Source organism: Burkholderia sp. WSM2232, from assembly GCF_000472545.1.
GTDB lineage: Bacteria > Pseudomonadota > Gammaproteobacteria > Burkholderiales > Burkholderiaceae > Paraburkholderia.
The window spans coordinates 1-23,185 of sequence record NZ_AWZV01000040.1 but is presented as its reverse complement, the minus strand read 5'-3'; the positions used below and the strand labels follow the sequence as shown (position 1 = coordinate 23,185).

The following is a 23,185-nucleotide window of genomic DNA, read 5'->3' as shown; positions in this document are numbered from 1 at the left end:
TGCAGTTGAAACATCCGGGCCCGTCGAACGAATCGCGGGCTCATTGAAGTCGAGGTCAGTATGTTGCAGGAATCCCGTAACGAAGCGCCGCGCGCCGCAACGCGGCGTCGCACTGCCGGCCGTGTGCGCACGCTCGGCGTGTTGAGCGTGTTGTTCGCGCTCTCTGCGGGGCTGACGGGCTGCGGCCTTGCGGCCGCGCCGTGCCGCATTGCGTCGGCGGGCCTGAAGATCGTGCCGGTGGTCGGGCACGTGGCCGCCGCCCCGACCGATGCCTGCGCCGAAGTCATCGACCCTTGATCAGCAACGACCGGGGCATCCCATGAAAAAAAGGCTGCTTGCAGCGAGCCTCGCGGCAATCTGTGGCTATGCGTTCGCCGCACCTCTACATCTCGAAGACGTTCAGACCAAAAACCGTCAAACGCGCAAGTACACGTGCGCGACCGGCCGGATTCTGCATGTCACTTACTGGAACACGGCCAACGGCCAGAGCTTCGCGCTCGTGCCGGTAAAGGGCAAGCAACTGCTGTTCGTCAACACCATAGCTGCGTCCGGCGCGAAGTACCAGGCCGGCAGCTACACGTGGTGGACCAAGGGCCCGCGCGCGGACCTGTACGACGCCACGGCAGGCGAAGACGCGCCGCCTCTTTTGTCCGACTGTATAACGCTCAATCGCTGAGCCGCATGCTTTTTCCTCCCGCGGCAGCTTCGCGAAGCTGCCGCGTGCTTTTCCCCTCCCGCCGCGCGGCATGGTCAATCTGCGCGCATCATTTCCAGCCGAGTAGTAAGCTGTCCGCAGTGGCTTGCGGCATGTCGCCGTGAGCGTCGCTGCTGTCGTCCCTGTAGTCTCCCTGCGTGTTCCGGTCGTGTGTTCCGCTCACCCATTGCGAGGCTTTGCGCTCGCGTGCGTCCCTTCAAACGAGATCCTCCATGAAAGCATCGGACCTGTTCGTCAAATCGCTGGAAGCCGAAGGTGTCGAGGACGTGTTCGGCATTCCCGGCGAAGAAAATCTCGATCTTCTCGAATCGCTGCGCCGCTCGAAAATCCGTCTGATCCTGACACGCCACGAGCAGGCGGCCGGCTTCATGGCCGCCACCTACGGACGCCTGACGGGCCGCACTGGCGTGTGCCTCGCGACACTCGGCCCCGGCGCCACCAACTTCGTGACGGCCGCCGCCTACGCGCAACTGGGCGGCATGCCGATGCTGATGGTGACCGGCCAGAAGCCGATCAAGTCGAGCAAGCAGGGCCATTTCCAGATCGTCGACGTGGTGCGCATGATGGAGCCGCTCACGAAATACACGCGCCAGATCGTGTCGATCGCCAATATTCCGGCCGCCGTGCGCGAGGCGGTGCGGCAGGCGGAAGAAGAGCGCCCCGGCGCCACGCATCTGGAGCTGCCCGAAGACGTGGCCCACGAAGAAGGCGACGNCAAGCCGATTCCCAAAAGCTACAGCCGGCGTCCTGTCGCCGAGGAAAAAGCGGTCGCCCGCGCGGTCCAGGCGATCACCAAGGCGAAGCACCCGTTGCTGATGATCGGCGCGGGCGGCAATCGCAAGACCACGACGAAGATGCTGCGCGAGTTCGTCGACCAGATCGGCATTCCGTTTTTCACGACGCAGATGGGCAAGGGCGTGATCGACGAATCGCATCCCATGTGGCTCGGCAACGCGACCCTCTCCGACGGCGACTTCGTGCACCGCGCGATCGATCACGCCGACTGCATCATCAACGTCGGCCACGACGTGATCGAGAAGCCGCCGTTTTTCATGCGCAGCGGCGACGCCGAGAAAACGGTCATTCACGTCAACTTTCTCGGCGCGGAGGTCGACACGGTCTATTTTCCGCAGATCGAGGTGGTCGGCGACATCGCCAACGCGGTATGGCAACTGAAGGAAAGCCTCACGGAGCGCCAGGAACACTGGGACTTCACGCGCTTCAAGGAAATCAAGGAGCATTTCGAGGCGCATCTGGTGAAGGGCCAGCACGACGACCGCTTTCCGATGTACCCGGTGCGGCTCGTCAACGACGTGTACGAGACCACGCCGGTGGACGGCATCGTGTGTCTGGACAACGGCATGTACAAGATCTGGTTCGCCCGTTACTACCGCGCGCACGAGCCGAATTCGCTGCTGCTCGACAATGCGCTGGCTTCGATGGGGGCCGGCTTGCCCTCTGCGATCGCGACCAAGATCGTGCACCCGGACCGCAAGGTCATGGCCGTGTGCGGCGACGGCGGCTTCATGATGAATTCGCAGGAACTCGAAACGGCAGTGCGCCTGAAGCTCGATCTGGTGATCCTGATCTTGCGCGACGACGCGTTCGGCATGATCCGCTGGAAGCAGGAGAACATGAACTTCCCCGACTACGGCATGACGCTCGCCAACCCCGATTTCGTCGCCTACGCGCAGAGCTATGGTGCGAAGGGGCATCGCGTTGGAGCGGCAGCGGAGTTCGCGCCGCTGTTGCGCGAGTGCTTCGCCACGCCGGGCGTGCACGTGATCGACGTGCCGATCGACTATTCGGATAACGAGCGCGTGCTGAACCGCGAGATCAAGCGGCTCTCCGCGCAACTGTGAACAGCGCGCGCTCGCGTGCGGGCCCGCGCTGCCGCTGGCATCTATCAGAAGGAGAACGCGTCATGCTGAACAAGACTTACCCGTACTACCTGGCGAACGAAGCAGTTGCGGCAAACACGGATCTCGAAGTCACCGACAAGTTCAGCGGCGAAGTCGCCACGCGCGTCGCGATGGCGGATGCCGCGGTCATCGACAAGGCAATCGGCTTCGCGGTGGACGCGCTGCCCGCGCTGCGTGCGTTTCCCCCGTTCAAGCGCCAGGCGGTGCTCGAACATTGCGTGAAGCGCTTTCGCGAACGCTACGACGAACTGGCGCTCGCGCTGTGCATTGAGGCGGGCAAGCCGATCAACGACTCGAAGGGCGAAGTGACGCGCCTGATCGACACGTTCAAGGTCGCGGCGGAGGAGGCGGTGCGCATCGACGGCGAAATCGTCAATCTGGAAATCTCGCCGCGCGCCAAGGGCTATCACGGCTATGTGAAGCGGGTGCCGATCGGACCGTGCTCGTTCATCTCGCCGTTCAATTTTCCGTTGAATCTGACCGCACACAAGGTCGCGCCGGCCATCGCGGCGGGCGTGCCGTTCGTGCTGAAGCCGGCAAGCCGCACGCCGGTCGGCGCGTTGATCATGGGCGAGATTCTCGCGGAAACGGATTTGCCCAAGGGCGCGTTTTCGATTCTGCCCGCGCATCGCGACGGCGCGGATCTCTTCACCACCGACGAGCGCTTCAAACTGCTGTCGTTCACAGGCTCACCGGCAGTGGGCTGGGACCTGAAGAAGAAGGCGGGCAAGAAGAAGGTGATTCTGGAGCTGGGCGGCAACGCGGCGGCGATCGTCGACGGCGATCAGGGCGGCAAGCTCGACTACGTGGTCGAGCGGCTCGCGTTCGGCGCGTTTTACCAGTCGGGGCAAAGCTGTATCGGCGTGCAGCGCATTCTCGTGCATGCGAGCCTTTATGATGCGCTGCGCGAGAAGCTGATCGCGAAGACGAGGTCGCTCGTGATGGGCGATCCGAAGGACGAAAAAACCTTCGTCGGGCCGATGATCTCCGAATCGGAATCGCGACGCCTCGCCGGCTGGATGGAGAGCGCCGTGCAGGCGGGCGCGAAAATCGTCGCGGGCGGCAAGGTGGAGGGCGCGATGTTCGAAGCCACGCTGCTCGAAGACGTGAAGCGCGACACCGACCTGTATCGCAAGGAAGCGTTCGGACCGGTCGCCGTTCTGGAGCGTTTCGACGATTTCGATGCGGCGCTTGCGGCCGTCAACGACAGCGACTTCGGCTTGCAGGCGGGCGTGTTCACCGATTCGCTCGCGCATGCGCATCGCGCGTGGGACGAGCTGGAAGTGGGCGGCGTGGTGATCAACGACGTGCCGTCGTTTCGCGTCGACAATATGCCGTACGGCGGCGTTAAGGAATCGGGGCTGGGGCGCGAGGGCGTGCGCTACGCAATCGAGGACATGACCGAGCTGCGATTGATGGTGATGCGCGAAACCTGGTGAGTCAGCGGCGGCGGCAGAGGTGACGGGGGCATAAGAGCGGCATGCAACCCGCAAGAGCGGCACGCAACCCTTGTCATGCCACCCTTGTCATGCAACTGTCGCCGCGACGCACTACGCTCGCGAGCGAGGCGGGCCGGTGCTTCGTCACACGTGAACGCGTCCGCCCGAGCAGCGCCGCGCTTTCGGCGCGCAAGCAGAAAGCCGCCGCATGCGCCATGAGTGTTTTTGCTGAAGTGCTACAATACCGGCCTTTCCGGCGGTACTTTTCCGCCGGCCGGAGCCGGCCGCATTCTTTCCCGCAATAGTGACGGGTCCTGTGCCGAACGCCGTGGCTCCGCCTTCATCCTGATGCCTTCTGCGGTTCCGACCGCTGCCGCGCGCACGCGAAGCGCAACGCGCAGACGCATTTTTAGCGAAAGCCACCATGTCCGACACAGCCGTCACGCCCACTACTGCGAGTTTTGATCAATTCGGCCTCGCGCCCGACATCCTGAAAGCAGTCAAGGAATCGGGCTACACCACGCCCACGCCGATCCAGGCGCAGGCCATTCCTGTCGTGCTGGCAGGCCGCGACGTCATGGGCGCCGCGCAAACCGGCACCGGCAAGACCGCGAGCTTTTCGCTGCCGATCATCCAGCGGCTGCTGCCGCAGGCCAGCACGAGCGCTTCGCCCGCGCGCCACCCTGTGCGCGCGCTGATCCTCACGCCCACTCGCGAACTGGCCGACCAGGTCGCGGCGAACGTCCAGTCGTATGCCAAGCACACCGCGCTGCGCAGCGCCGTGGTGTTCGGCGGCGTGGACATGAATCCGCAGTCGGAGCAGTTGCGCCGCGGGGTCGAGATTCTGATCGCCACGCCGGGCCGCCTGCTCGACCACGTGCAACAGAAAACCGCCAACCTCGGCCAGGTGCAGATTCTCGTGCTCGACGAGGCGGACCGGATGCTCGACATGGGCTTTCTGCCGGATTTGCAGCGCATTCTGAATCTGCTGCCGAAAGAGCGGCAAACGCTGCTGTTTTCGGCAACGTTCTCGGGCGAAATCAAGAAGCTCGCGGCCACTTACCTGCGCAATCCGCAAACCATCGAAGTCGCGCGCAGCAACTCGACAGCAACCAATGTCACGCAGATCGTCTACGAAGTGGCCGAGGGCGACAAGACCGGCGCCGTGGTTCAGTTGATTCGCGAGCGCAGCCTGAAGCAGGTCATCGTGTTCTGCAACAGCAAGATCGGCGCGAGCCGTCTCGCGCGCAGTCTGGAGCGTGACGGGGTGGTGGCGACCGCGATTCACGGCGACCGCTCGCAGAACGAGCGCATGCAGGCGCTCGACGCATTCAAGCGCGGCGAGATCGAGGCGCTGGTGGCCACCGACGTCGCGGCGCGGGGTCTCGACATTGCCGAGTTGCCGGCTGTGATCAACTTCGATCTGCCGTTCAATGCGGAAGACTACGTGCACCGCATCGGCCGTACGGGCCGTGCCGGCGCGTCCGGCGACGCGTTGTCGCTGTGCAGCCCGAACGAGCGCAAGCAACTGGCGGATATCGAAAAGCTGATCAAGCGTCCGCTCGAGGTGCAGCGTCTGACCGTAGACACGCCCGTGCGTCATCACCACGAAGACCGCGCGCCGCGGCGCGAGCGCGGCGAGGGTCGCGACGAGCGCGGTGCACGCCGCCGTGCGGGCGCGCCCTCCGGTTCGTTCGACCGGCCGCATCATCACCGCGCGCAGCCAGTGGACGATTTCTTCCTGAAGCCCTACGAGCCGTCGCCCGCTTCGGTTCGCAAGGTGGAAGAGGCGGAGGCTGCACGGTCCGCGCCGCAAAAGCCGGCTTCGAAGCAGCCGCTCGCCGCGTTGCTCGGCGGGTTTGGCATGCCGCGCAAGTCGTCGTCGTAAAGTTGGCGGGTTGTTGCCGGCTCGCGCCGTTGCCGGGTTGTGCTGGCTGCGCGGCGGGCGGCGGTTGCCCGAATGACCTGATGACCTGATGACCGGGCGCAAAGCACTTTCGACCACCGTGCGGGCTCTCAAACGTGGGTTTCTCGGGCCGCGCCGGACAGCTAATCAAACGCTCGAGCGCATTTTCCTCGACCACGCCGCAATCGCCGCGGCATAGAACTCGTCCAGCGTGCGCTGCGTTGAACCGCTCGCGCCGCCATTCTCGAGGTTCAGTCCCAGGTGCCGCGCAGCGGCGTTCAGCGCTTGCAGCGGCTCGTCGCAGTTCAGTGCGGTTGCACCTGTCTGCTTGCTGAGCTTTTCACCGTGCTCGTTCGTCACGACCGGCACGTGCAGGTAGCGCGGCGTCGGCACGCCGAGGCACTGCTGCAGGTAGATCTGCCTCGCAGTCGAATCCATCAGATCCGCGCCCCGCACGATGTGCGTGATGCCGGCGTCGGCGTCGTCCACTACGACCGCGAGTTGATAGGCCCACTGGTCGTCCGCGCGCCTGAGCACGAAATCGCCCACTTCGGTGGCGAGATTCTGCGTCTGTTCGCCTTGCCAACGATCTTCGAATGTAACGACAGCCGCAGCGCCGTCCGGCACGCGCAGCCGCCACGCGCGCGCGGGCCTGCCGTGCAGGCCGTTGCGACATGTGCCCGGATAGGCGAGCGTGGTGTGGCGCGCATGCGCATGCAGCAGCGAATCGGCAATTTCCTTGCGCGTGCAGCCGCATGGATAGACGACGCCGGCCGCCATCAAGCGGTCCAGAGCTTGCGCATAATGCCCGGTGCGCGTGCTTTGCCAGAGAGGCGGCTCATCCGCGCGCAGGCCGAAGCGCTGCAGCGTGTCGAGTATGTCTTGCGCGGCGCCCGGCACCGTGCGCGGGCCGTCGATATCTTCTATGCGAACAAGCCACGTGCCGCCATGCGCGCGCGCGTCGAGCCAGCTGGCGAGCGCGCTCACCAGAGAGCCGAAATGTAGCGGGCCGGTGGGCGAGGGCGCGAAGCGTCCGCGATAGTTCATGAGTCGATGCGCCGGAGGTTCAGTTGCTCTCGGGCCCAACGGGCGCCCGACAGCCGGAAAGCGCCGCTGCGCTCAAGCCGCGCGAGCCGCCTTGCTGTCCGGATGGCATTGCGGGCAGGTCTTGCCGGCCACGTACATCGGCGACTTCTGCTGTTCGGGCGTTACTACCGCACGGCAGCCGAAGCACTGCACGGTCGAAGTAGGCTGAAGCTGCGGATTGAGCGCGGTGCGGTAATCGAACACGAAGCAGTCGCCGTGATAATGGGCGCCGCCCACTTCCTCGAAATACTTCAGAATGCCGCCTTCGAGCTGATACACGTGCTCGATGCCGACCTCTTTCATATGAATCGCCGCCTTCTCGCAGCGAATGCCGCCGGTGCAGAACGACACGACCGTCTTGCCTTCAAGGTCGGTGCGATGCTCTTCGATCACTTCGGGAAACTCGCTGAATTTCGTGATGCGATAGTCGAGCGCGTTGTCGAACGTGCCGACGTCCACTTCGAACGCGTTACGCGTGTCGAGCATGACGACCGGGCGGCCTTCGTCGTCGTGACCGCGGTCGAGCCAGGTTTTCAGCGTGGGGGCGTCCACAAACGGCGCGCGGCCCAGTTCCGGACGAATGGCCGGCTTCTTCATTGTAATGATTTCGCGCTTGAGCTTGACCAGCATGCGCGTGAACGGCTGCTTCTCCGAGAGGCTTTCCTTGAATTGCAGATTCGCGAATTTGCCTTCGAACAGCGGGTCGTGACGAATGTAGTCGATGAAGGCGTCGGTATTCTCGCGCGTGCCCGCGACGAACAGGTTGATGCCTTCCGGCGCGAGCAGGATGGTGCCGCGCAGGCCGAGCGCATTGCAGCGCTCAGTGACCTGCGGCCGCCAGGCGGCGGTGTCTTCGATTGTGACGAAATGATACGCGGCGAGGTTGACGATACTCATGGGTGTCAGCGGTAGTAATTGACGATGGGCAGGCCGGGCCTGGTGGTGGCGCGAATGCGGTGGGGCGGCGACCACGCGACGATCACGCGACAACCATCCAACGGGCAGGCGACAAGCACGCAGCGAGCGCGCAAAAAGCACGCGACAAGCAGGCAAAAAACACGCGACAAGCAGGCGCGAGCGGTCGGCACGCGGTCCCGGCACGCAGGCCCACGGCGGCAAAGCGCAGCAAAAGGTTGCAAGAGCAGCCGCAAGAGCGCCCAGCATGCCCACGAGCCTGGTCGTTTGCCCGAAGCGCCCTAGGATGCCTGCACTGGCCCCGAACCGCCCACACTGCCCTGTGCGGCAGCCACGTCGAATTGGGCGAAACCCATATTATCCCTCAACCCGGCGTTTTTCCCGAGCTAGCCGAATGGACGATGCTTTGCGCTAGCGCAAACGCCGGGCGAACTGGCGCGCTTGGTTTGCGCACGCGGCCGTGGTAGCTCGCAAAAAATCGCGGCCGATCAGCGGGAGTCGACGGTGTCCTAACCCGAATGGCCAGCGCGCGGTTTTGCGCTGAAATCTGCGGGAGGGTGGAGTTACAATGTCGCCCATGTCAGATCCCCGCTTCGTCCATCTCCGCCTCCACTCCGAATTTTCGATCGCCGACGGCATCGTGCGTCTTGACGACGTCGTCAAGGCGGCCGCCAAAGACGGTCAGGGGGCGCTCGCCCTGACCGATCTCGGCAACGCGTTCGGGCTCGTCCGGTTCTACAAGGAAGCGCGCGGCAAAGGGGTCAAACCCATTGCCGGCTGCGACGTCTGGATCACCAATCCGGACGATCGCGACAAACCTTCGCGACTGCTGCTGCTGGTAAAAGACCGGCGCGGTTATCTGAATCTGTGCGAGCTGCTGAGCAAGGCCTCGCTCACCAACCAGTATCGCGGCCGCGCGGAAGTCGAGGCCGGCTGGCTCGAGTCCGGCCTTGGCGAGGGTCTGCTCGCATTGTCGGGCGCGCAGCAGGGCGACATTGGCCTCGCGCTTGCCGCGGGCAATCAGGAGGCGGCAAAGCGCAACGCGTTGCATTGGGCAAAGGTGTTCCCGGGCGGCTTCTACATCGAGTTGCAGCGTTGTGGGCAGCCGGGTGGCGAGCAGTACGTGCAGCAGGCGGTCGCGCTCGCGGCGTCGCTGAAACTGCCGGTCGTGGCCACCCACCCCATGCAGTTCATGACGCCCGACGACTTCACCGCGCACGAAGCGCGCGTGTGCATTTCCGAAGGCGACATTCTCGCCAATCCGCGGCGTCAGAAGCGTTTTACACCTGAGCAGTATTTCCGCACGCAAGACGAAATGGTTGCGCTCTTCGCGGACATTCCGTCGGCGCTCGCCAATTCGGTCGAAATCGCCAGGCGCTGCAACCTCACGCTCGAACTCGGCAAGCCGAAACTGCCGCTCTTTCCGACACCCGACGGCATGTCGCTCGACGACTACCTCGTGCATCTGTCGAAAGAGGGCCTGGAAACGCGTCTCGCGCAGTTGTATCCCGACGAAGCGGAGCGCGCCGCCCAGCGCGAGACGTATTACCAGCGGCTCGAATTCGAGTGCGGCACGATCATCAAGATGGGCTTTCCGGGCTACTTCCTGATCGTCGCGGACTTCATCAACTGGGCGAAGAACAACGGCGTGCCGGTGGGCCCCGGCCGGGGCTCGGGCGCGGGCTCGCTCGTCGCGTATGCGCTCGGCGTCACGGACCTCGATCCGCTGCGCTACAACCTGCTGTTCGAGCGGTTCCTGAATCCGGAACGGGTGTCGATGCCCGACTTCGACATCGACTTCTGCCAGCACGGCCGCGACCGCGTGATCCAGTACGTGAAGGAGAAATACGGCGCGGACGCCGTCTCTCAAATCGCAACTTTCGGCACGATGGCGGCGAAGGCGGCGGTGCGCGACATCGGCCGCGTGCTCGATCTCGGCTACATGTTCACGGACGGCATCGCAAAGCTGATTCCGTTCAAGCCCGGCAAGCACGTCACCATCGCCGACGCGATGAAGGAAGAGCCGCTGCTGCAGGAGCGCTTCGACAACGAAGACGAAGTGCACCAGCTGCTCGAGCTCGCGCAGCGCGTGGAGGGCATCACGCGTAACGTCGGCATGCATGCGGGCGGCGTGCTGATCGCGCCCGGCAAGCTGACCGATTTCTGCCCGCTGTACACGCAGGGCGACGAGAGCGGCGTCGTGAGCCAGTACGACAAGGACGATGTGGAAGCCGTCGGCCTCGTCAAGTTCGACTTTCTCGGCCTGACTACGCTCACCATTCTCGACTGGGCCGAGCGCTATATCCGCCGCCTCGATCCGTCGAAGAAAGACTGGTCGCTTGCACAAGTGCCGCTCGACGATCCGGCATCTTTCTCGATTCTCAAGAAAGCGAATACGGTCGCCGTGTTCCAGCTGGAAAGCCGCGGCATGCAAGGCATGCTGAAGGACGCGCAGCCCGACCGTTTCGAAGACATCATCGCGCTCGTCGCGTTGTATCGTCCGGGCCCGATGGACCTGATCCCGAGCTTCTGTGCGCGTAAGCACGGCCGCGAGGTGGTCGAGTATCCCGATCCGCGCGTCGAACCTGTTCTGAAAGAGACCTACGGCATCATGGTCTACCAGGAGCAGGTGATGCAGATGGCGCAGATCATCGGCGGCTATTCGCTGGGCGGCGCCGACTTGCTGCGCCGCGCGATGGGCAAGAAGAAGCCCGAAGAAATGGCGCAGCACCGCGAGCTTTTCGCGGAAGGCGCGGCGAAGAACGGCCTCACGCGCGAGAAGTCCGACGAAATTTTCGACTTGATGGAGAAGTTCGCGGGCTATGGCTTCAACAAGTCGCACGCGGCGGCCTACGCGCTGCTCGCCTACTACACCGCGTGGCTGAAAGCGCACCATCCGGCGGAATTCATGGCGGCGAATATGTCGCTTGCCATGGACGACACCGAGAAGGTCAAGATTCTGTTCGAGGACTGCATCGCCAACAAGATGACCGTGCTGCCGCCGGACATCAATCTGTCGGCGTATCGCTTCGAGCCCGTCGCGGAAGCGGACGGCAAGCGCTCCCGAACCATCCGCTATGGACTCGGTGCGATCAAGGGCAGCGGCCAGAACGCGATCGAGGAAATCCTGCGGGCGCGCGAAGACGGCCCGTTCATCGACATTTTCGACTTCTGCAACCGGATCGACCGCCGCGTCGTCAATCGGCGCACGGTTGAAGCGCTGATTCGCGCGGGCGCATTCGACAGCCTGCACGCGAACCGCGCGCAACTCATCGCATCCGTGTCGCTCGCCATGGAAGCCGCGGAGCAGGCCAGCGCGAACGCGTTGCAAGCCGGCCTTTTCGACATGGGCGATGCGCCTTCGCAAGGGCACGAGCTGGTCGACGAGCCCGAGTGGCCCGAAAAGAAGAAGCTGCAGGAAGAGAAGGCCGCGCTCGGCTTCTACCTGTCGGGCCACCTGTTCGACGCATACAGGGACGAAGTGCGCCGCTTCGTGCGCCAGAAGATCGGCGAGCTAAAAGAGGGGCGCGACAAGCTGGTCGCGGGCATCGTCGTATCGCTGCGCACGCAGATGACCCAGCGCGGCAAGATGATGATCGCGCTGCTCGACGACGGCACCGGCCAATGCGAAGTGACCGTGTTCAACGAGACGTACGAAGCGAACAAGCAGTTGTTCAGGGAAGACGAGCTACTGGTCGTGCAAGGCCAGGCGCGCAACGACGCGTTTACCGGCGGCATTCGCTTCACCGTGGACACGGTCATGGATCTCGGCCGCGCGCGCTGCCGCTATGCCGAGGCCGTGAAAGTGAAGATGAACGGCAACGCGGACGCGCTGGCGTTGCGGCGCGTTCTCGAGGCCCACAGCGCAAGCAAGGACGAGCCGCAAGCCGCGGCGGCGCAGGCGGCTTCCGCACGCGGTGGCAATGGTGGCAATGGCGGCAACGGCGGTGGCCGCAACGGCAGCCAGGGCGGCTACGGCGGCGACAACGGCCGTCAGCGTCAGCCGGTGCAGATTCCAAATGGACTCGCCGTGCAGATCGTGTACCGCAGCGAGAATGCCGAGGGAGAAATGCGGCTTGGCGACGCGTGGCGCGTCAAGCCGACCGACGAGTTGCTCGCCGACCTGCGCGGCCAATTCGCCGGCAGCGCCATCGAGATTGTCTATTGAGGGGCGAGCGCCCCGCTTAACGCGACTGCGAGCGTGGCTCTTCGGCGAGCCGCGCGAGCTTGAGGAACCGGTAGTACACCGTTTCAGCGTTGAACACCGCAATCATGAAGCCGGCGCGGCCGTCGAGAAAACCTCTCCGCAACAGATAGGTGCGCACGAACGCCCAGGCGCCGCGAACAAGCGCCTTGCCGAAGCTGCCGTGTTGGCCCGCCGCGTGGCGCTGCAACGCGCCGGCGCTCGAATATGCGTCGAGCTTGCGCACCACCGTCTCGAAGTCCTCATACGAGTAGTGCATCAGCTTGCCGTTCAAGCGTTGCGCTGGCGTGTCGAATACAAGCCGCTCGTGCACGAGGTCGTCGGAAAAACGGGCTGCGCCGCGTTTGAACAGGCGCGGAATCCAGTCCGGATACCACCCGCTGTAATGAATCCAGTGCCCGCAAAAACTCGACAGGCGGTCCACCGCATAAACGTCAGCGGCGGGCGACGCGAGCGCCGCGCGAATTGCGGCGGCGAGTTCCGGCGAGACGATCTCATCGGCGTCGAGCGAGAGGACCCACGTGGTCGTGAGTGCGTCCACAGCGCGGTTCTTCTGCGGGCCAAAGCCTGGCCAGTCGGTCTGCTGGATCACCCGGGCGTCGTGCGCGCGCGCAATCTCGGCGGTGCCGTCGGTGCTGCCGCCGTCGATCACGACTATCTCGTCGGCAAAGGCCACGGAGCGTAGACATTCGGCCAGTCGCGCCGCGGCGTTTTTTGTGATGATGGCGACACCGAGAGTGTTTTCTTGCATACCTGACGTGCTGAATCGCGAGTGGCCTGAGTAGAACGACGCAATGGATCGCCCGCTAGAGCGCGCGGGTCGCGCAAGTATACACACGCCGGTAGGCGGGCGGCCCATGCGGCCCATGCGCCCGATGCGGCACGATCCCTATCCACGCGTACGCCGACAAACGCACCGACCCGCGCACCGACCCGCGCACCAACCCGCGCACCAACCCACGCACCAACCCCGGCACCAACCCCCGCACCAACCCCCGCACCAACCCCCGCACCAACCCCCGCACCAACCCGCGCACCAACCCACGCACCAACCCCCGCACCAACCCCCGCACCAACCCCCGCACCAACCCCCGCACCAACCCCCGCACCAACCCCCGCATCGACCGATACGCCCACTGCCACCCATCCGCCCCGCAGTCGCAGCGCACGCCGCCGCACGGCGGCCAAAACGTCAGCCGTCCGTCAACCTCAACCGTTTACAATGCTCCTTTTCGATCTTCGCGCCCGGGCAGCCAGCCGCCGCCGCGAAGCTCGTACCGCATTCCCAGAGGATTCCTTGAGCGCGAAGCCAACGTTAAGCAAACCCATCGGTGCCGGCGAGGGGTCGTCGCCCGCCGTCGTTTTCCGGCGCTTATGGCCGTTCATCAAGCCGCTCATGTGGGTGATCGTCGGCGCCATTCTCGCGATGGCCGCAAGCGCGGGCACCGACGCGGCAATTCCCGCGCTGCTCAAGCCGTTGCTCGACAAGGGTTTCGGCGCCCATGCCAGCGACAACGCGAGGTGGTTCGTGCCGGTCGCCGTGATCGGCCTCGCGCTGATCCGCGGCGTGTCGCAATACGCGTCCGGCTATCTGCTCGCCTACGTCTCCAATAAGATTCTGCTTGAGCTGCGGCTGCGCATGTTCGACCGCATGATCCACACGAGCGTCGCGTTTTTCCAGCGCGAGACCGCGAGCACGGTGATCAACGCGATCGTCTTCGAGGTCAACCAGATTCTCAACGTGCTGCTGAGCGTGATGGTCACGCTGGTGCGCGACTCGCTTACCGTGATTTTCCTGCTCGGCTATCTGTTCTATCTGAACTGGCGGCTCACGCTGATCGTCGCGGTGCTGCTGCCGGGCATCGGCTGGCTGGTCGGCAAGATCAATCGCCGGCTGCGGCGGCTGAACCGCGAGCATCAGATGCTGACCAATGAGCTGTCCTATATCGTCGAAGAGACGGTGGGCGGCTACAAGGTGGTCAAGGTCCATAACGGCGAGAAGTACGAGATGGACCGCTTTTCGTCGATGAGCAAGCGCCTGCGGGGTTATGCGATGCGCATGACCGTCTCCGGCGGTCTGGCTCAACCGTTAACGCAGTTCCTTGCGTCGATCGCGCTTGCAGTCGTGATCACGATTGCGGTGGTGCAGTCGTCGTCCGATCAGACCACGGTGGGCGGCTTTGTCGCGTTCGTCACGTCCATGCTGCTGATCATTTCTCCGCTCAAGCACCTGATGGACGTGAACCAGCCGCTGCAGCGGGGCATGACGGCGGCCGAGCTGATCTTCGGCCTGATCGACGAACCGGCCGAGCCTGCGGGCGGCGGCAGGCCGCTCGAGCGCGCGCGCGGCGAGGTGGAGTTCCGCAACGTCTCGTTCACGTACAGCACCAACGCCACGCACAATCGCCACACGTTGGACCAGGTGTCGTTCAGGGTGGCGCCCGGTGAAATGGTCGCGCTGGCGGGTCCGTCGGGCAGCGGCAAGACTACCCTGGTCAATCTGCTGCCGCGCTTTTTCGATCCGACCGGCGGCGAGATTCTCGTCGACGGCGTCGCGCTTCCCGAATACGACCTGCACGCGCTGCGCAGCCAGATCGCGATGGTGAGCCAGGACGTCGTGCTCTTTAACGACACGGTGGCCAACAACGTCGCTTACGGCCAGACCGCCGACCGCGACAGGGTCAATGCGGCGCTGCGCGCGGCCAACCTGTGGGACACGGTGGACGCCATGCCCAACGGCATCGACACGCTCGTGGGCGACAACGGCATGATGCTCTCCGGCGGCCAGCGCCAGCGTCTTGCGATTGCGCGCGCCATCTACAAGGACGCGCCCATCCTGATTCTCGACGAAGCCACGTCCGCGCTGGATTCGGAGTCCGAGCGCCACGTGCAGGCCGCGCTCGAAACGCTGATGAAGGGCCGCACGACGCTCGTCATCGCCCACCGGCTGTCCACTATCGAGCGCGCGAACCGCATCCTCGTCATGGAGGCGGGGCATATCGTCGAGAGTGGCAGCCACCGCGAGCTGCTGGCGCAGAACGGGCTCTATGCGCATCTGCATCGGATCCAGTTCCAGCAGAACGCGGCGTGAGCCTGAGCAGGCGGCGCCGCGCGCCGCGTAGTGTGCCGGGGACGCGCTAAGGCGTTGCTGACCTGACGCGGCGCGGGCGCTTGCGCGGCTCGCCGGCGGGGCGATTCAGTAACCACAATGCCGCGCCGCGCTCGGCGGGCATGGCACGACGCGCGCGCCGGCTCGCCCAGGCTCGTACCCCTTCGCGCAATGCATCAGCCCCGCCTTTTGCGCAACGTCCACTTCACCCACAGACCAGGCGCATAAACCGCCGGACAGCTCACATACAGAAACATCCTGATGCGCAGGCCGAGCTTCACGCCCGCGCTGCGCATAACCAGTCCGACGCGCTCAGCGAGACTGCCCGCCTCGAACATCGCACGAATGAATTGCTCGCGGGCGAGCTTGGGCGCCATCGCCACGCGCATGCGTTCGCCGACACCCGCCACCTCCGCGTCGCGCTGCAATTGCGCGAGTTCTCCCAGTCCATACAGATTGCTTTGCCGCATGCGCCCGACCAGTTCGGCCACCGATTTATAGCGGCGCTTGCCCGACAGCCCGCCCCGCCGATACCGCACGAGCGGCTCGCGCAGGCTCAGTGCGCCGCCGGACAGGATCGCGCGCAGCACCATGATCTGGTCTTCGGCCATCGTGCCCGGCAACATCGGCCCGAAGCGCTCGAAGAGCCGCCGCGACCACGTATGCGCCGCGCCGACGAGCCACGGACGCTCCTTAAGCCAGTCGTCGAAGCTGCGATAGCGGTCCAGTTCCGTAGGACTCATGCGCTCGTGGACATTGCCAGCTTCGTCCATGTCGGCGAGATCGGTGGCAATCAGATCGGGGCGCCGGTCGTGGGCAAGCCAGAAGTCGACGACCCGCTCGCAGCGATTGGGCGCCGAGATGTCGTCGCCGGCGGCAACGAACAGCAACTCGCCGCGGGCCATCTGCGCGAGTTGCGAGAGATGGGCGCTGATGCCCTGGTTCACCGCGTTGCGGCGCACCACCACCTGATGGGGTCCCTCGTAACCGGCCACGGCTGCCTGAATGGCGGCGAACGTGGCGTCGCTCGAGGCGTCGTCGGAAATGATGATTTCGAGCGGCTCGTAAGTTTGCGCGAGCGCTCCTTTAATGGCATCGCCGATCTGCTGTTGCTGGTTGTAGGTGACGAGCAGCATCGACACCAAAGGGCGTTGTGCAGCAGCGGGCGAGGGGCGCGGCGGGCTATCGGTCATAAATTCGGTAAAAAGTGCGATCAGGGTCGATTCTAATCGCTGGCGGCAGTGCACGATGCCGGGCGCCGTTAGTCATCGTTTAGAATTACGCTTGCCGCAAAACCTGCGCGCGGCGCATCCGCCGCCGGCGCGCGTCCTCACATCAGCGAGATCCGATCTTTGTCCGAGCCAACCCGCCCATCCCTCACCGACATCGCGCTGACCGCGCAGGCGCTGAAAAACAGCGGCGGCGCCGAGCGCTACACGCGCGATGTGATCGCCGGCCTCCACCGAATGGGCGTGCGTCCTACCCTTTATGCCCGCGAAATCGACCGCTCGCTGCCCGAGGCGGCATGGGTCGACGCGAAACGGCTGAACGTGCGCTGGGCGCCTCGCAAACTGCGCAATCTCGCCTTTGACTGGCGCCTCAAGCAGCGCCTGAAGCGGCGCCGCCCGGCCTGTGTGTTTTCGATCAACCATTCGACGCAGGCGGACGTCGTGGCCTGCGGCGGCACCCATCCCGGTTCGCTGGAAGCTTCGGGCCGTGCGGTGCGCCGCAGCGACCAGTGGCAGTTCGAACTCGAACGGCGCGTCTATACGCATGCGCGTTCGGTCGTCGCGCATTCGCAGTTGATGAGCCGCGAGTTGCAGCGGTTTTACGGCGTACCTGCGGAACGGATTGAAGTGATTTATCCGCCGGTGGATACGCAACGCTTCCAGCCGCTCACGGAAGAGGCGCGCGCCGCCGTGCGCCGGCATTTTCATTTGCCGGAAGACCGCGTGATCTTCGTGTTTTCGTCGACGAGCCACGAGCGCAAAGGCTATCCGCTGCTGGAGGCGTTTTTTTCGCAGACCACGCTGCCGGTTTGTCTCGCGGTGGCCGGGCGGCCGGTGCGGCGAACCGGCGAGACGATTCGTTACGTCGGCTACTGCAACGAGATCGAGAAACTATTCGCCGCGGGCGACTTCACCGCGGTCGCGTCCGAGTATGAGCCGTTCGGGCTTGTCGGCGTGGAGTCGGTCATGTGCGGCACGCCGCTCGTGATCGCCGACAACGTCGGCGCGGCGGAAACCGTGAAGGGCGACGCGAAGATCGAATTCTCGCGGCGTTCGGCGGGGAGTTTCGAGCGAGCGATTCACGCGGCGCTCGAACGGGTGCAGCAAGGCAAGGCGAGAATCGCGGACCCGCTCGCGAGCCTCGTCTATAACCCGGACGTCGACGCGCACGTCGCCGCGCTGTATAAGCTGTTCACGCGTTGAGAGTAGCCGGCTCGGGGCGGGCTGCGCCGGGAGCGGGCGCATTTCCCGCATGCGCGCCGGCTTCGCTGCAACGCTTCAATCAGCTCCGGGCGCTCGAAGCGCTCGAAGCCGTTCTATCCGTTCGATCCGTTCAATTCGCGTAGCTCGCGCAGTTCGCGTTGGCGTGAATCGATCACCGCGAGGAAGGTTGCCACCAGCAGCGCCAGCAGCACCGTCACCATGATCGGCACGAGCACGTCGATGGTCAGCCCGAAGATCACCGTGCTCGTCGCGACCGCCAGTCCCGAGTACGAGGCGGCGCGGATGGCGGCGTCGGTCGAGTTGCGGTGACGCCAGAAATAGACCGAGATTCCATAGTAGAAGAGCAGCAGACACGCCACACCCACGGCGCCCATCTCGGCGAGCGTCGAGAAAAAGTCACTATGCGCGCGCTCGTTGACGATGTCGCTCTTCACCTCACCGCGCTTTGCCATGGTGCCCAGCTCGCTCATCAGGTGACCCTTGCCGATGCCGTAGACCGGGTGCTGTGAAAAGATCATTCGCGACGCGTGCCACAACTGCAGGCGCAGACCCACCGAGGTGTAGTCCTCGCCTTGATGCAGCATCGAGAAGTCCGTGGTGGCTTCACTCAGACGTTTCTGGATGCGCTCCGTCGAAAGCAGCGAGGCGGCCGCAATCGCGATTGCGACGCTCGCCACCAGCAGGCGCTTCTTGTGCGCGAACCACCGATACTGCATGCCGAGCAGCACGACGAACACCGGCACAGCCAGCCAGCCGCCGCGCGTGCCCGACAGATAGGACGCGTAGCCGCCCCCAGCAAGAGCCAGAAGGCGCACGCCGGCGATACGCCAGTCGCGCGGACCGTCCCAGCCGAGCGTGAAGGCCGACAGAAAGGCCAGCAACAGCGCGGTATCACCGAATGGAATCGCGTTGGTGTAAGAGTTGTTCAGACGATTCGCATCCGTCCAGCCGCCGGCCGGCTGATCGACGATTGCCCACAGGCCCACGGCGAGCGCCCCCGCAGCACAGCCCCAGCCGATCATCCGCAGATGCCGCGACGGCAATTGCCGCAGCAGTAGGAAGACCGGCAGCGCCAGCATGAAGCGCGACAATGCGTCGAATTGCCTCGGTAGCCAGTAGCCCAACAGCAGTTGTTGAACGCCGATGGCGACTACGAACGCGAGCATGCCGATCGTGAACCAACGGTAAGTGCGCAAGCCTGAAAAATAGCCGGGCGTGCGGCGATTGGCGACAGCGGCGCCTAACGCCAGAGCCAGAATTGCGAAGAAGCAGTAACCGGTACCGCCGCGCCATACGAGATTGACCGCGGGCGCGAGAAACAGCAGGGCGGCGGTCAGCCAGACCAGACTGGGTGCAAAAATCATAGGGTGACGTTTTGTATTGACACTACCGTTCCGGATGGAACTGCGAAGGGCCGGATCCATCGTTGGGTATTTTTAAGACGGTAGGGCGATTGCGATTATAACCGTGCACCGCCTTGCAAAAAGCTTGCGCGAGGGCGTGCGCGAATCCGCCGCGCGACGTGGCGGGAATGTCCGGAAAGCGGTGCCGTGGCGAGCGGCCTGCTGTTGGCGTGCATGAGCGGTACAATCCTGGCCAGACAAATGGCCGGCATGCAATCGCAACTGCGCCGGCCCGCCCAACGGACACAACCGATGTTCTCGATCATCATCCCAACGTGGAATAACCTGCCGTACCTGCGCCTCGTAATGGAAAGCCTGCGGCGCCATTCGACGCATGAGCACCAGATCATCGTGCATGTCAACGACGGCTCCGACGGCACGCTCGCCTGGGTGCGCGACGAGGGAATCGAGCACACCGCGTCGCCGGGCAATATCGGTATCTGTCATGCAGTGAACATTGCGGCGGCGCGTGCCACGCGCGACTACATCGTCTATATGAACGACGACATGTATTGCTGCCCCGGCTGGGACGAAGCGCTGATCAAGCGCCTGCCGCAAATGCCCGCCGACAACCTGTTCATGCTGTCGGGCACCATGATTGAACCGGTCGATTCGGGCAATCCGTGTGTGGTCGTGCAGAACTTCGGCCGCGACGCCGGGACGTTCCGCTGCGGCGAACTGGTCGCCGCGACGCCGCGGCTCGTGCGTGCCGACTGGCGGGGCGCGACCTGGCCGCCCACGCTCGTGCATCGGGACTGGTGGTACAAGCTGGGCGGGTACAGCAGTGAACTGAGCCCCGGCATGAGCAGCGACAATGATTTTTCGATGAAGCTGTGGGATGCCGGCTGCCGCGTGTTCCTCGGCGTCGGCGACAGTCTCGTTTATCACTTCCAGCAGAAGAGCACCGGCAAGATCGTCAAGAACGACGGCCGCCGCCAGTTCCTGAACAAGTGGGGTATGACGCAGGCTACATTCGACCGCTTCTACTTGCGGCGCGGCACGGCTGTCGTGGGTGGGCCGGCGGTGAGCCAGCCCGAGCTGAGCGGAGCTTTGCGGCGTGCGCTGCTGAAGTCGCGGATCAAGCGCGCGCTCGGCTGATCGCGTTGAATGATTGCGATGCGGCGATGCGGCGATGCGGCGATGCGCGTCACACTCCGCCGGTGACGAGCGGCAGCACAGTCAGGTCCGGATGCGTCCCGTCGACGATGCTGCGGCCCACGTGCACGGCCTCGTATAGCGCATCGTCCTCGCTGGCGAAGCTTTCTTCGCCGTCCGCGTGGAAGGACACCGCGTGTCCCGGAATCGACGGATCGGCACCCGGATGACACACATACCCCACATAGGTGTAGCGGTTGACCGCCGTGTGCGGCGGCGCGTTGGACATACCGGCTTCACCAGGCGCATCTTTGGGCATCGGCGCCGCGTGAATCTCGAAGCCCTCGTACTCGACCATTTGCCAGGCTGCGGTTGCGTCGGCCATAGCCGCCTCCGTCTTCATCGCGCATATCAAAAAGTCTAGGCGATTTCGTCGCGAAGCGCGCTCGTTCACGCGTCCCGCAAAACCACTGTGGTTTCGCCACGCCGGTGGCGGCGTGGTTTCGCCGCCTGCGCGGCATTTTCTCGAACCCGGGCGCACATCGGCCAATCGGCCAGTGCGCTCGCCCGACGCACGCCGTCATATAGAATGACGCGCTTTGCCCGTCAGACACCTCGCCTATGTGGTTCAAAAACCTCCAGCTTCACCGCCTTCCCGCGCCGTGGTCCGTTACTCCGGAACAAGTGGAAAAATGGCTTGCGCCGCACGCGTTCGCGCCCGGCAACAGTGTCGAGATGCAAAGCCACGGCTGGGCGTCGCCGCGCGATAACGACTCGCTCGTGTACGCGCTCAACGGCCAGATGCTGCTCACGTTTCGCGCTGAAAAGAAGCTGCTGCCGGCTTCGGTCGTCACGCAGGTGACCAAGGCCCGTGCGGCCGAACTCGAGGAACAGCAGGGTTTCAAGCCCGGCCGCAAACAGATGCGCGAGCTCAAGGAGCAGGTCACCGACGAACTCCTGCCCCGTGCCTTCAGTATTCGCCGCGACACGCGCGTGTGGATTGATTGCCGCAATGGCTGGCTCGTGATTGACGCTGCGTCGCAAGCGGTCGCGGACGAAGTGCGCGGCCTGCTGGTCAAGTCGATCGATCAGTTGCCGCTCGGCACGGTGCGCGTCGCGCAGTCGCCGGTTGCGGCGATGACGGAGTGGTTGCTTTCCGGCGAGGGTCCGGCCGGGTTCACCGTCGATCAGGACACGGAATTGCGCTCGCCAACGGAAGGCAACGCGACGGTCCGTTACGTCGGACATACGTTGGATGCTGAAGATATGCGCCGTCATATCGAGGCCGGCAAGCAATGCATGCGCCTCGCGATGACATGGAAGGACCGCGTGTCGTTCGTGCTGACGCCTTCGCTGACGATCAAGCGCATTGCCCCGCTCGACGTGTTGAAGGAAGCGGGCGACCCGACCGCCCAGAACGACGACGAACGTTTCGATTCGGACGTCACGCTGATGACCGCAGAACTCGACGGGATGCTCGGCGATCTGCTCGATGCGCTGGGCGGCGAGCAGGGCGAGGGGATGCTGCAGGCGGCGGCCTGAAGCGACGGTTCAGGCCGACGGCCGCGTGAGGAAAAGGGGCGGCCTCGCTGCCCAAGTTCCGCTTCTCTGCGGAAACGGCCAGCGCTTCAATGAGTTGCGGCGATTGCGGGGTAGTTGTCCACAGTGTTTTCAACGGATTCTGTGAGTAACTTCTGCCATGCCTAACATGGGCCACGGAAGGCATCTTGGACGGGATATGGTGAGGGGAAATGCTTTGAATGGCATCGGCGAAGCGCCGCCCCATAAACTCGGCGCTGCGAATCACGGCCTTATTCTGAACGATGGCTCCGGCCTGTCCGGCTCTGTGCATGCCGAGTCAAGCAATCAGCGTTGACTTGCGCTCCGCTACCTGTTCAAAAGGGGGACGCGTGAACGCCGCCCGGAGTGTGACCGCGCCTGACCCTCGCTGCGGTCCGGCATGAGTGCGATGAAGCGCCAGCCGCCGGGGTTCTCGCGCATCCGCCCCGCCATCGACGATGGAAGAGTTGGAAAGCGACGGCTCACTGCGCGAAGGTACCTGGCCAAGTCCATTCTTCTGCGTTAAAAACTGGCCGCCTTGTTTTTTGTAAAGCTGTGTCAAGAATCGTCTGTCTCAAATTAATTAAGTTGACCTGATTAGTATTGAATGGTCAATTAACAATTTCGCAGCGGAATGTGTGTCGCTGGTCTTTTTCAGGGGGCGGGGAGTGGCAGAGTCTGATCCGTTAATCCAGAGCATGACGGGACAGCAGGCGTATTTTCTGGATGTGCCGGGCACCGGCAGCGCCGCCGCGCTCTCGGTCGTGTCGTTCGAGGCAACCGAAAAAATGGGCGAGCCGAATGAAGTGCGCATCGTGCTCACCCATGCGCAGCAGCTTGCGCGCGCGGACTACCTGAGCCGCGATGCGGTGTTCACAATCAGGCCTCACAGCGGCCCGGTGCGCAAGTTCTCGGGGTATATCGAACGCTTCTCGACGGTGCAGACCACGAAGGATTTCACCAGGTACGAGCTCGTGCTGAAGTCGCATTTCGGGCGACTCCAGGCTGTCACGAACACGCAGACCTTCCAGCACCTGAGCACACCGCAGATCATCCGGGAAATCCTCCGCGGCCATGGCATGCGCGACCATCAGATGTCGTTCCGCTTGCGCAGCGGGTATCCGGCGCACCGGTGGCGCTTCCAGTACCAGATGACCGACTTCTTCTATGTGCACATGCTCATGCAGAAGGCGGGTATCTACTGCTTCATGGTCGAGACGGAGTACGGCGACCAGATCGTGTTTGCCGACGACATTGACCACTATGTCTACGATCCGCAACTGATCGCGCCATACCGGGAGACGGCGGGGCTCGAGGCGGGCGGCGTCGAGGCGGTGACGGCGCTGAAGACGCACACACAGACGGTTCCGCAGTCGTT

At 64.1% G+C, this 23,185-nt stretch carries 17 protein-coding genes; 11 read left to right on the top strand and 6 right to left on the bottom strand.

All coding sequences use genetic code 11. The features are described 5' to 3' along the window. Positions 1–60 precede the first annotated feature (60 nt). The 5 genes from F757_RS0127485 to F757_RS0127460 all read left to right on the top strand — a co-directional run bounded on the left by F757_RS0127485 (position 61) and on the right by F757_RS0127460 (position 5,964). A complete protein-coding gene (locus F757_RS0127485) occupies positions 61–297 on the top strand; it encodes a DUF6726 family protein (protein WP_027214186.1) in 237 nt (78 codons plus the stop codon). A 22-nt stretch (positions 298–319) separates the two neighbouring features. After that, a complete protein-coding gene (locus F757_RS0127480) occupies positions 320–676 on the top strand; it encodes an MliC family protein (RefSeq protein WP_027214185.1) in 357 nt (118 codons plus the stop codon). A gap of 251 nt (positions 677–927) precedes the next feature. Then, positions 928–2,577 (top strand): acetolactate synthase large subunit, encoded by a 1,650-nt coding sequence (locus F757_RS0127475; protein WP_027214184.1) that lies wholly within the window; start codon positions 928–930, stop codon positions 2,575–2,577. Between the two features lie 62 nt (positions 2,578–2,639). Continuing rightward, positions 2,640–4,076 (top strand): aldehyde dehydrogenase family protein, encoded by a 1,437-nt coding sequence (locus F757_RS0127470; RefSeq protein ID WP_027214183.1) that lies wholly within the window; start codon positions 2,640–2,642, stop codon positions 4,074–4,076. A gap of 424 nt (positions 4,077–4,500) precedes the next feature. Then, positions 4,501–5,964 (top strand): DEAD/DEAH box helicase, encoded by a 1,464-nt coding sequence (locus F757_RS0127460; protein ID WP_027214182.1) that lies wholly within the window; start codon positions 4,501–4,503, stop codon positions 5,962–5,964. Positions 5,965–6,129: 165 nt separating this feature from the next. Here F757_RS0127460 and gluQRS read toward each other — a convergent pair whose 3' ends face one another. Both gluQRS and F757_RS0127450 read right to left on the bottom strand, forming a co-directional pair. Beyond that, positions 6,130–7,029 (bottom strand): tRNA glutamyl-Q(34) synthetase GluQRS, encoded by a 900-nt coding sequence (gene gluQRS / locus F757_RS0127455; RefSeq protein ID WP_027214181.1) that lies wholly within the window; start codon positions 7,027–7,029, stop codon positions 6,130–6,132. Positions 7,030–7,101: 72 nt separating this feature from the next. Next, on the bottom strand, positions 7,102–7,965 hold the full coding sequence (locus F757_RS0127450) for a sulfurtransferase (RefSeq protein WP_027214180.1): 864 nt from the start codon (positions 7,963–7,965) through the stop codon (positions 7,102–7,104). A 586-nt stretch (positions 7,966–8,551) separates the two neighbouring features. On the opposite strand from F757_RS0127450, the gene dnaE reads away from it, so the two are divergent. Next, a complete protein-coding gene (dnaE, locus tag F757_RS0127445) occupies positions 8,552–12,151 on the top strand; it encodes a DNA polymerase III subunit alpha (protein WP_027214179.1) in 3,600 nt (1,199 codons plus the stop codon). Positions 12,152–12,167: 16 nt separating this feature from the next. Here the strand turns inward: dnaE and F757_RS0127440 are convergent, their stop codons facing one another. Next, the gene (locus F757_RS0127440) at positions 12,168–12,938 is read right to left on the bottom strand and encodes a glycosyltransferase family 2 protein (protein WP_027214178.1); all 771 of its coding nucleotides are present in this window, start codon (positions 12,936–12,938) and stop codon (positions 12,168–12,170) included. A 546-nt stretch (positions 12,939–13,484) separates the two neighbouring features. Here F757_RS0127440 and msbA point away from each other — a divergent pair. Then, positions 13,485–15,278 (top strand): lipid A export permease/ATP-binding protein MsbA, encoded by a 1,794-nt coding sequence (gene msbA / locus F757_RS0127430; protein WP_027214177.1) that lies wholly within the window; start codon positions 13,485–13,487, stop codon positions 15,276–15,278. A 194-nt stretch (positions 15,279–15,472) separates the two neighbouring features. On the opposite strand, the gene F757_RS0127425 is transcribed toward msbA, so the two are convergent. After that, the gene (locus tag F757_RS0127425; RefSeq protein WP_027214176.1) at positions 15,473–16,489 is read right to left on the bottom strand and encodes a glycosyltransferase; all 1,017 of its coding nucleotides are present in this window, start codon (positions 16,487–16,489) and stop codon (positions 15,473–15,475) included. A gap of 159 nt (positions 16,490–16,648) precedes the next feature. Here F757_RS0127425 and F757_RS0127420 point away from each other — a divergent pair, with 159 nt between their 5' ends. Beyond that, the gene (locus F757_RS0127420) at positions 16,649–17,728 is read left to right on the top strand and encodes a glycosyltransferase family 4 protein (protein WP_027214175.1); all 1,080 of its coding nucleotides are present in this window, start codon (positions 16,649–16,651) and stop codon (positions 17,726–17,728) included. 113 nt (positions 17,729–17,841) lie between these two features. On the opposite strand, the gene F757_RS0127415 is transcribed toward F757_RS0127420, so the two are convergent. Next, positions 17,842–19,113 (bottom strand): O-antigen ligase family protein, encoded by a 1,272-nt coding sequence (locus F757_RS0127415; RefSeq protein ID WP_027214174.1) that lies wholly within the window; start codon positions 19,111–19,113, stop codon positions 17,842–17,844. A gap of 291 nt (positions 19,114–19,404) precedes the next feature. On the opposite strand from F757_RS0127415, the gene F757_RS0127410 reads away from it, so the two are divergent. Further along, complete coding sequence (locus F757_RS0127410; protein WP_027214173.1) at positions 19,405–20,250, top strand: glycosyltransferase family 2 protein; 846 nt, start codon at positions 19,405–19,407, stop codon at positions 20,248–20,250. Between the two features lie 49 nt (positions 20,251–20,299). Here F757_RS0127410 and F757_RS0127405 read toward each other — a convergent pair whose 3' ends face one another. Then, positions 20,300–20,632: a hypothetical protein gene (locus F757_RS0127405; protein ID WP_027214172.1), complete on the bottom strand. Its 333-nt coding sequence runs from the start codon at positions 20,630–20,632 to the stop codon at positions 20,300–20,302. Positions 20,633–20,868: 236 nt separating this feature from the next. Between F757_RS0127405 and F757_RS0127400 the strand changes: the two genes are divergently transcribed. Both F757_RS0127400 and F757_RS34210 read left to right on the top strand, forming a co-directional pair. Further along, positions 20,869–21,789, top strand: coding sequence for a recombination-associated protein RdgC (locus tag F757_RS0127400; RefSeq protein ID WP_027214171.1), 921 nt, complete (start codon positions 20,869–20,871; stop codon positions 21,787–21,789). Between the two features lie 716 nt (positions 21,790–22,505). Next, positions 22,506–23,185, top strand: a 680-nt coding sequence (locus F757_RS34210) for a phage late control D family protein (protein WP_035467498.1), incomplete at its 3' end; no start/stop codon positions are given.